General features: G+C 62.0%; 9 protein-coding genes. 5 read left to right on the top strand and 4 right to left on the bottom strand.

Annotated features, from left to right (window positions below; genetic code table 11):
* Nucleotides 1–13 precede the first annotated feature (13 nt).
* The 5 genes from APH42_RS12975 (at nucleotide 14) to APH42_RS12995 (ending at nucleotide 3,521) form a co-directional block, all read left to right on the top strand.
* A complete protein-coding gene (locus APH42_RS12975; RefSeq protein WP_060493437.1) occupies nucleotides 14–1,507 on the top strand; it encodes an RNA polymerase factor sigma-54 in 1,494 nt (497 codons plus the stop codon).
* A 79-nt stretch (nucleotides 1,508–1,586) separates the two neighbouring features.
* A complete protein-coding gene (gene hpf, locus APH42_RS12980) occupies nucleotides 1,587–1,895 on the top strand; it encodes a ribosome hibernation-promoting factor, HPF/YfiA family (RefSeq protein ID WP_003255135.1) in 309 nt (102 codons plus the stop codon).
* Nucleotides 1,896–1,907: 12 nt separating this feature from the next.
* Complete coding sequence (gene ptsN / locus APH42_RS12985; RefSeq protein WP_060493438.1) at nucleotides 1,908–2,372, top strand: PTS IIA-like nitrogen regulatory protein PtsN; 465 nt, start codon at nucleotides 1,908–1,910, stop codon at nucleotides 2,370–2,372.
* A 2-nt stretch (nucleotides 2,373–2,374) separates the two neighbouring features.
* Nucleotides 2,375–3,229, top strand: a complete 855-nt coding sequence (gene rapZ, locus APH42_RS12990; protein ID WP_012270654.1) for an RNase adapter RapZ — start codon at nucleotides 2,375–2,377, stop codon at nucleotides 3,227–3,229.
* 19 nt (nucleotides 3,230–3,248) lie between these two features.
* On the top strand, nucleotides 3,249–3,521 hold the full coding sequence (locus APH42_RS12995; protein ID WP_010952144.1) for an HPr family phosphocarrier protein: 273 nt from the start codon (nucleotides 3,249–3,251) through the stop codon (nucleotides 3,519–3,521).
* A 45-nt stretch (nucleotides 3,522–3,566) separates the two neighbouring features.
* Here the strand turns inward: APH42_RS12995 and APH42_RS13000 are convergent, their stop codons facing one another.
* The 4 genes from APH42_RS13000 to APH42_RS13015 all read right to left on the bottom strand — a co-directional run.
* Entirely contained in the window at nucleotides 3,567–4,460 is an 894-nt protein-coding gene (locus APH42_RS13000) for a ZIP family metal transporter (RefSeq protein WP_012270653.1), read from the bottom strand.
* An 11-nt stretch (nucleotides 4,461–4,471) separates the two neighbouring features.
* Nucleotides 4,472–5,083 (bottom strand): superoxide dismutase, encoded by a 612-nt coding sequence (locus tag APH42_RS13005; protein WP_060493439.1) that lies wholly within the window; start codon nucleotides 5,081–5,083, stop codon nucleotides 4,472–4,474.
* Between the two features lies 1 nt (nucleotide 5,084).
* The gene (locus APH42_RS13010; RefSeq protein WP_012270651.1) at nucleotides 5,085–5,546 is read right to left on the bottom strand and encodes a hypothetical protein; all 462 of its coding nucleotides are present in this window, start codon (nucleotides 5,544–5,546) and stop codon (nucleotides 5,085–5,087) included.
* 28 nt (nucleotides 5,547–5,574) lie between these two features.
* Nucleotides 5,575–6,905: lyase family protein (locus APH42_RS13015; RefSeq protein ID WP_060493440.1), on the bottom strand; the 1,331-nt coding region annotated here is incomplete at its 5' end.

The raw sequence follows: 6,905 nt of genomic DNA on the forward strand, positions 1-6,905 counted from the left end.
TTAAGCCCCAGCCATGAAACCATCGCTCGTCCTAAAAATGGGCCAGCAACTGACGATGACACCGCAGTTGCAACAGGCCATCCGTCTGCTCCAGCTTTCCACCCTGGACCTCCAACAGGAAATCCAGGAAGCGCTGGAGTCGAACCCGATGCTCGAACGTCAGGAAGACGGCGACGACTTCGACAACAGCGACCCGATGGCGGACAACGCCGAAAACAAGCCGGCCGCCGAAGCCCAGGACAATAGCTTCCAGGAAAGCACTGTCAGTGCCGACAGCCTGGAAGACGGTGAGTGGGGCGAGCGCATCCCCAACGAGCTTCCGGTCGATACCGCCTGGGAAGACATCTACCAGACCAGCGCCAGCAGCCTGCCGAGCAACGATGACGACGAGTGGGACTTCACCACCCGCACATCGGCCGGCGAGAGCCTGCAAAGCCACCTGCTGTGGCAGCTGAACCTGGCGCCGATGTCCGATACCGACCGCCTGATCGCCGTAACCCTGATCGACAGCATCAACGGCCAGGGGTATCTGGAAGACACCCTCGAGGAAATCTGCGCAGGTTTCGACCCTGAGCTGGATATCGAGCTGGACGAAGTCGAAGCGGTACTGCACCGCATCCAGCAGTTCGAGCCAGCTGGCGTGGGCGCACGTAACCTGGGCGAATGCCTGCTGCTGCAACTGCGCCAGCTGCCCGCCAGCACCCCGTGGATGACCGAAGCCAAGCGCCTGGTCACCGATTTCATCGACCTGCTCGGCAGCCGCGACTACAGCCAGTTGATGCGGCGCATGAAAATCAAGGAAGACGAGCTGCGCCAGGTCATCGAGCTGGTGCAAAGCCTCAACCCGCGCCCCGGTTCGCAGATCGAATCCAGCGAGCCCGAGTACGTAGTGCCTGACGTCATCGTGCGCAAGGACAGCGAGCGCTGGCTGGTGGAGCTGAACCAGGAAGCCATCCCACGCCTGCGCGTAAACCCACAGTACGCGGGCTTCGTACGCCGTGCCGACACCAGCGCCGACAACACCTTCATGCGCAACCAGCTGCAAGAAGCGCGCTGGTTCATCAAGAGCCTGCAAAGCCGCAATGAAACACTGATGAAGGTTGCCACGCAGATCGTCGAGCACCAGCGCGGCTTCCTCGACCACGGCGATGAAGCAATGAAGCCGTTGGTGTTGCACGACATCGCCGAAGCGGTGGGCATGCACGAGTCGACCATTTCGCGGGTTACCACGCAAAAGTACATGCACACACCGCGTGGCATCTACGAACTGAAATACTTTTTCTCCAGCCACGTCAGCACCTCCGAAGGCGGAGAATGCTCGTCCACGGCGATCCGCGCGATCATCAAAAAACTGGTTGCAGCGGAAAATCAGAAAAAGCCATTGAGTGACAGCAAGATCGCTGGTTTACTGGAGGCACAAGGCATCCAGGTAGCCCGTCGCACCGTCGCCAAGTACCGCGAGTCCCTCGGCATCGCACCGTCGAGCGAACGCAAGCGACTGATGTAGCCCCTGAGATGTGCCACAGCGTTTGTGGGGCAGGTGCAAGACCTGCTTCTTTATGCACGGGCAACAAAGGAGAAGCTGTATGCAAGTCAATATCAGTGGACAGCATGTAGAAGTCACCCAGCCACTTCGCGACTATGTGCTTGAAAAGCTCGCTCGCGTGGAAAGTCACTTCGACAAGATCACCAACGTGCAGGTCATCATGAAAGTCGAGAAGCTGCAGCAGAAGGTCGAAGCGACCCTGCAGATTCCCGGCGGCGAAGTGGTAGCCAACGCCGAACACGAAGATATGTATGCAGCGATCGACGCCTTGGCCGACAAGCTCGACCGCCAACTGAAAAAACACAAGGAAAAACAGCAAAGCCTGCTGCAAGGTGCAGCTGCCCGCTGATCCCCCTCATCCATGATCCGACTTGAAACCATCCTGACCCCCGGCCGTTCCCTTGTGAACGTGCCGGGCGGCAGCAAGAAGCGCGCCCTGGAAAAGGTCGCCACCGTCATCGCCGATCAAGTGCCAGAACTGGAGATGCAGGACGTCTTCGAAAAACTGGTCGCCCGGGAAAAACTCGGTTCTACCGGTTTCGGCAATGGCATCGCCATTCCGCACTGCCGGCTTGAAGGATGTTCCGCTCCTGTCAGCGCCCTGCTGCACCTTGAAGCACCTATCGATTACGACGCCATCGATGGCGCGCCGGTGGACCTGATGTTCGTCCTCCTGGTGCCCGAAGCCGCTACCGATGCGCATCTGGAACTGCTGCGTCAGATCGCCAGCATGCTCGATCGCAAGGAGGTCCGTGATCGCCTGCGTGCGGCCACCAGCAGTGAGGCCCTGTTCCAGGTTGTCCTGGACGTACAGAACGAGCACTGAACATGCGCCTGATCATTGTCAGCGGCCGGTCCGGCTCCGGCAAGAGCACTGCCCTCGATGTCCTGGAAGACAACGGTTTCTACTGCATCGACAACCTGCCGGCCGGGCTGCTGCCGCAGTTGGCGGAAGACGCACTGATCAACACCGAACTGCTGCAACCGAAGGTTGCCGTGTCGATCGACGCACGCAACCTGCCCAGCCACCTGACGCGCTTCCCCGAATTGCTCGAAGAAGCCCGCGCGCGGAACATCCAGTGCGACGTGCTGTTTCTGGATGCCGACGAAGATATGCTGCTCAAGCGTTTCTCGGAAACCCGCCGCCGCCACCCGCTGACCAACGCCAACCGCTCGCTCGCGGAAGCAATCCGCGTGGAAAGCGATTTGCTGGGGCCGATCGCCGACCTGGCCGACCTGAAAATCGACACCACCAACCTGAACCTGTATCAGCTGCGTGACTCGATCAAGCTGCGCCTGCTCAACCAACCCGAGCCTGGCACTGCGTTCCTGGTCGAGTCGTTCGGCTTCAAGCGCGGCATGCCGGTCGACGCCGACCTAGTGTTCGATGTGCGCTGCCTGCCCAACCCCTACTGGAAGCCCGAGCTGCGAGAGCACTCGGGCCTCGACCAGCCAGTGATCGACTACCTGGCTGCCCAGCCGGATGTCGAAGACATGTACAACGACATTTCGGGCTATCTGCTCAAGTGGTTGCCCCGCTTCGCCGCCAGCAACCGCGCTTATGTCACCATTGCCATCGGCTGCACCGGCGGCCATCACCGTTCGGTGTACATCACCGAGCGCCTTGGCCAACACCTGCAGCAAACCCTGAAAAACGTCCAGGTCCGCCACCGCGACCTCTAGCCCAAGGATCCGCCCCACGATGCCCGCCCGCGAAATCACCATCATCAACAAGTTGGGCCTGCATGCCCGGGCGGCAGCCAAGTTCGTCGGCGTGGCCGGCCGCTTCCCCTGCCAGGTACGGGTTGGACGTGCGCCGGACAAGCTGGTGGATGGCAAGAGCATCATGGCGGTGATGATGCTGGCAGCGGGCAAAGGCACCCAGGTGCACCTGCATACCGAGGGTGAGCAAGACAGCGATGCCATGGACGCGCTGGTCGAACTGATCAACAACTTCTTCGACGAAGGCGAATAAAGCCGGCACACTCCTTGTTGGAGTGCGCGCCAACCTGATGATGAATCAGGACATCGCGGTATCCATCACCATCATCAGACAGAAGCCGATACACAACCCCAGGCTAGCCAGCCGATGGTGGCCATTGCTGCGCGACTCCGGGATGATTTCCTGGGTGACCACTAGCAGCATCGCCCCCGCCGCACAGGCCAATCCCAGCGGCAGCAGGAGTTCGGCAACATTCACCAGCCAGGCACAGATCACTGCGGCCACCGGTTCGACCAGCCCTGACGCAGCGCCTATCAGGAAGGCTTTGAAACGCGGCATGCCCGCCCCGGCCAGCACCAGCGCAATCACCAGCCCCTCAGGCACATCCTGCAACGCAATGCCCATGGCCAGGCTGTCGGCGTCGGCCATGCCGCCACCGGCCGACACTCCAATCGCCATGCCTTCAGGGATGTTGTGCGCAATGATGGCAATGACAAACAGCCAGATACGTGCAGCAATCACCGGCTGATTGTCGGTGCCAACCAGCGCTTCTGGCGAGGCGCCAGACACCTTGAGGTCGACCAGAAACAGGCACAGCGCACCGAACAACAAGCCGAAGCTGATCAGGCCACCCGCGCCCCAAGGGCTGAACCCGATGGACTGGGCGGCATCCAACCCCGGAATGATCAGGGAAAACGCGGTGGCTGCCAGCATCACACCGGCGCCGAAACCCAGCAGCGTGTCGGCCAGCGCCACTGGCATGTTGCGAATGACCAGTACCGGTACTGCGCCCAGTGCAGTGCCCAGTGCACATAACGCACCGCCCTCCAGGGCGCGCAGCATGCGCGGTTCCAGGTCCAGCCAGGCGAGGCCACGCGCTACCAGTAGCGCGGTGCCAGCCAGCAACAGCAAGGTCCCAAGCGCCAGGCGGAACAGGCGCACACTGCTGACAGACATCACCTCAGAGCGCATACCGGTCCGACTCACTTCAGGGCTTCGAGGTAACGGCGCTCCACTTGCGCCCAGTCAATGACGTTGTAGAAGGCGCCGATGTATTCCGGACGACGGTTTTGGTACTTGAGGTAATACGCGTGCTCCCACACGTCCAGGCCGAGGATTGGCGTATTGCCGTGCATCAACGGGCTGTCCTGGTTGCCACTGCTCTCTACCACCAGGGTTTTCTGCGGTGTCACGCTTAGCCAGGCCCAGCCGCTGCCGAAGCGCGTCAGCGCAGCCTTGGTGAAAGCCTCCTTGAAAGCCTCGAAGCCGCCCAGTTGCGCGGTGACAGCTTGCGCCAGCTGGCCCACAGGCTCACCGCCACCCTGTGGCGACATGACGGTCCAGAACAGGCTGTGGTTGGCGTGGCCGCCGCCGTGGTTGGTCACTGCGCCACGCAGGTTTTCCGGAAGTTGCTTGACGGCGCCAACCAGCTTCTCAACCGGCCATTCGGCCCACTCGGTGCCTTCGATAGCGGCATTGAGACCATTCACGTAGGTCTGATGATGCTTGGTGTGGTGGATTTCCATGGTCTGGGCGTCGATGTGCGGCTCCAGCGCGTCATAGGCGTATGGCAATGCAGACAGGGTATGTGGCATGTCAGTGAATTCCGTAGGCATGGGTTCTGGGTGCCAGGTCCCGCTGGGCAGCGAGCTCGCTGGCCCCGGCGCTGTGGCGACTTAGCAGGCGCTCGGTACGCGGGTACTGGCCGTACTCGGCGATGAAACTCAGCAGTTCGGTGTAGGTGCGCCCGCTGTGGCGCAAGGCCGCATCACGCAGCGCCTGCGGCAGGCGCGTCTCCTGGCTGGCCTGCAGCAGCCGCTGGTGAGCGGCGCACAAGTAGTCGGCGCTTTCCTGCGGCTGGTTCAGGCGCAGGTGCAAGTCGGCCAGGTTATGGTGGGCGATGACGAAAGCGGCCACCGCTTCGTCGACGTCATGCCAGCGCTCGAACAGCACCTGGGCCAGCGCCAGGGCTTGCAGGTAGTGTTCCCGGGCGTCGACCAGCTCGCCTTGATCGAACAGGCGGTTGGCGGTTTCCGTGGTGCGTTTCCAGTGCTGCATGGCAAATCTCCTTGGCGGTGACGCAGGGTCAGATTCCGCCGGCGGTGAGTTTTTCCGGGTCCAGCAGTGCTTCGAGCTGGTCACGCGACAAATCGGTGTGCTCCAGCGCCACATCGATGATCGGGCGACCTTGCTTGTACGCGGTCTTGGCGATTTCGGCGGCCTTGAGGTAGCCGATGATCGGGTTCAGCGCAGTGACCAGGATCGGGTTGCGCGCCAGGGCTTCCTTGAGCTTGCCCTCGTTGACCTTGAAGGTGGCGATGGCCTTGTCGGCCAGCAAGCGGCTGACGTTGGCCATCAGCTCGATGCTTTCCAGCAGGTTGCGGGCGATCACCGGCAGCATCACGTTCAGCTCGAAGTTACCGGACTGCCCCGCGATGGCGATGGTGGCGTCGTTGCCGATCACCTGGGCGGCGACCATGGCAGTGGCCTCCGGGATCACCGGGTTGACCTTGCCCGGCATGATCGAAGAGCCAGGCTGCAGGCCTTGCAGCTCGATTTCGCCCAGGCCGGCCAGCGGGCCGGAGTTCATCCAGCGCAGGTCGTTGGCAATTTTCATCAGTGCCACAGCGGTAGTCTTGAGCTGGCCAGACAGGGCCACGGCGGTATCCTGCGAACCGATCAGGGCAAACAGGTTTTGCCCTGGGGTGAACTCGACTTGGGTCAGGCCACTGAGTTGGCGGGCAAACACGCCAGCGAACCGGGGGTGGGCATTGATGCCGGTACCCACGGCGGTGCCGCCCTGGGCCAGCGCCTGCAGGCTCGGCAAGGTGGCTTCGAGGTGTGCCTTGGCGCCGTTGATCTGTGCCGCCCAGCCATCCAGCACCTGGCTCATGCGCACCGGCATGGCGTCCATCAGGTGGGTGCGGCCCGTTTTCACATACTGATGCACTTGCGCCGACTTGGCCTCGATCACCTGTACCAGGTGCGCCAAGGCTGGCAGCAACTGTTCGTGCAGGGCCAGCGCGGCACTGACGTGGATAGTGGTCGGGATGATGTCATTGCTGCTCTGGCCACAGTTGACGTGATCATTGGCATTGACTGCCTCACCCAGTACGCGGCTGGCCAAGGTCGCGATCACTTCGTTGGCGTTCATGTTCGAGCTGGTGCCGGAGCCGGTCTGGAACACATCGACCGGGAAATGCTGGATGAAGTCTTCGGCCAACAGTTGCTCGACAGCCTTGACGATGGCTTGGCCCTGCGCGGCGGACAGTTGTTCCAGCTCGATGTTGGCCTTGGCCGCGGCTGCCTTGGCCAGCAGCAGAGCACGAATGAACTGGGCCGGCATGCGCTGGCCGCTGATCGGGAAGTTGTCGACCGCGCGTTGGGTCTGGGCGCCGTACAGGGCCTGGGCAGGCA

The organism is Pseudomonas sp. NBRC 111140, assembly GCF_001320885.1.
In the GTDB taxonomy this organism is placed as follows: domain Bacteria; phylum Pseudomonadota; class Gammaproteobacteria; order Pseudomonadales; family Pseudomonadaceae; genus Aquipseudomonas; species Aquipseudomonas putida_P.

Bases quoted from the DNA above. Each gene is read 5' to 3' on its own strand.
- APH42_RS12975 (WP_060493437.1), top strand. From the start codon at position 14: ATGAAACCATCGCTCGTCCTAAAAATGGGCCAGCAACTGACGATGACA.
- hpf (WP_003255135.1), top strand. From the start codon at position 1,587: ATGCAAGTCAATATCAGTGGACAGCATGTAGAAGTCACCCAGCCACTT.
- ptsN (WP_060493438.1), top strand. From the start codon at position 1,908: ATGATCCGACTTGAAACCATCCTGACCCCCGGCCGTTCCCTTGTGAAC.
- rapZ (WP_012270654.1), top strand. From the start codon at position 2,375: ATGCGCCTGATCATTGTCAGCGGCCGGTCCGGCTCCGGCAAGAGCACT.
- APH42_RS12995 (WP_010952144.1), top strand. From the start codon at position 3,249: ATGCCCGCCCGCGAAATCACCATCATCAACAAGTTGGGCCTGCATGCC.
- APH42_RS13000 (WP_012270653.1), bottom strand. From the start codon at position 4,460: ATGCGCTCTGAGGTGATGTCTGTCAGCAGTGTGCGCCTGTTCCGCCTG.
- APH42_RS13005 (WP_060493439.1), bottom strand. From the start codon at position 5,083: ATGCCACATACCCTGTCTGCATTGCCATACGCCTATGACGCGCTGGAG.
- APH42_RS13010 (WP_012270651.1), bottom strand. From the start codon at position 5,546: ATGCAGCACTGGAAACGCACCACGGAAACCGCCAACCGCCTGTTCGAT.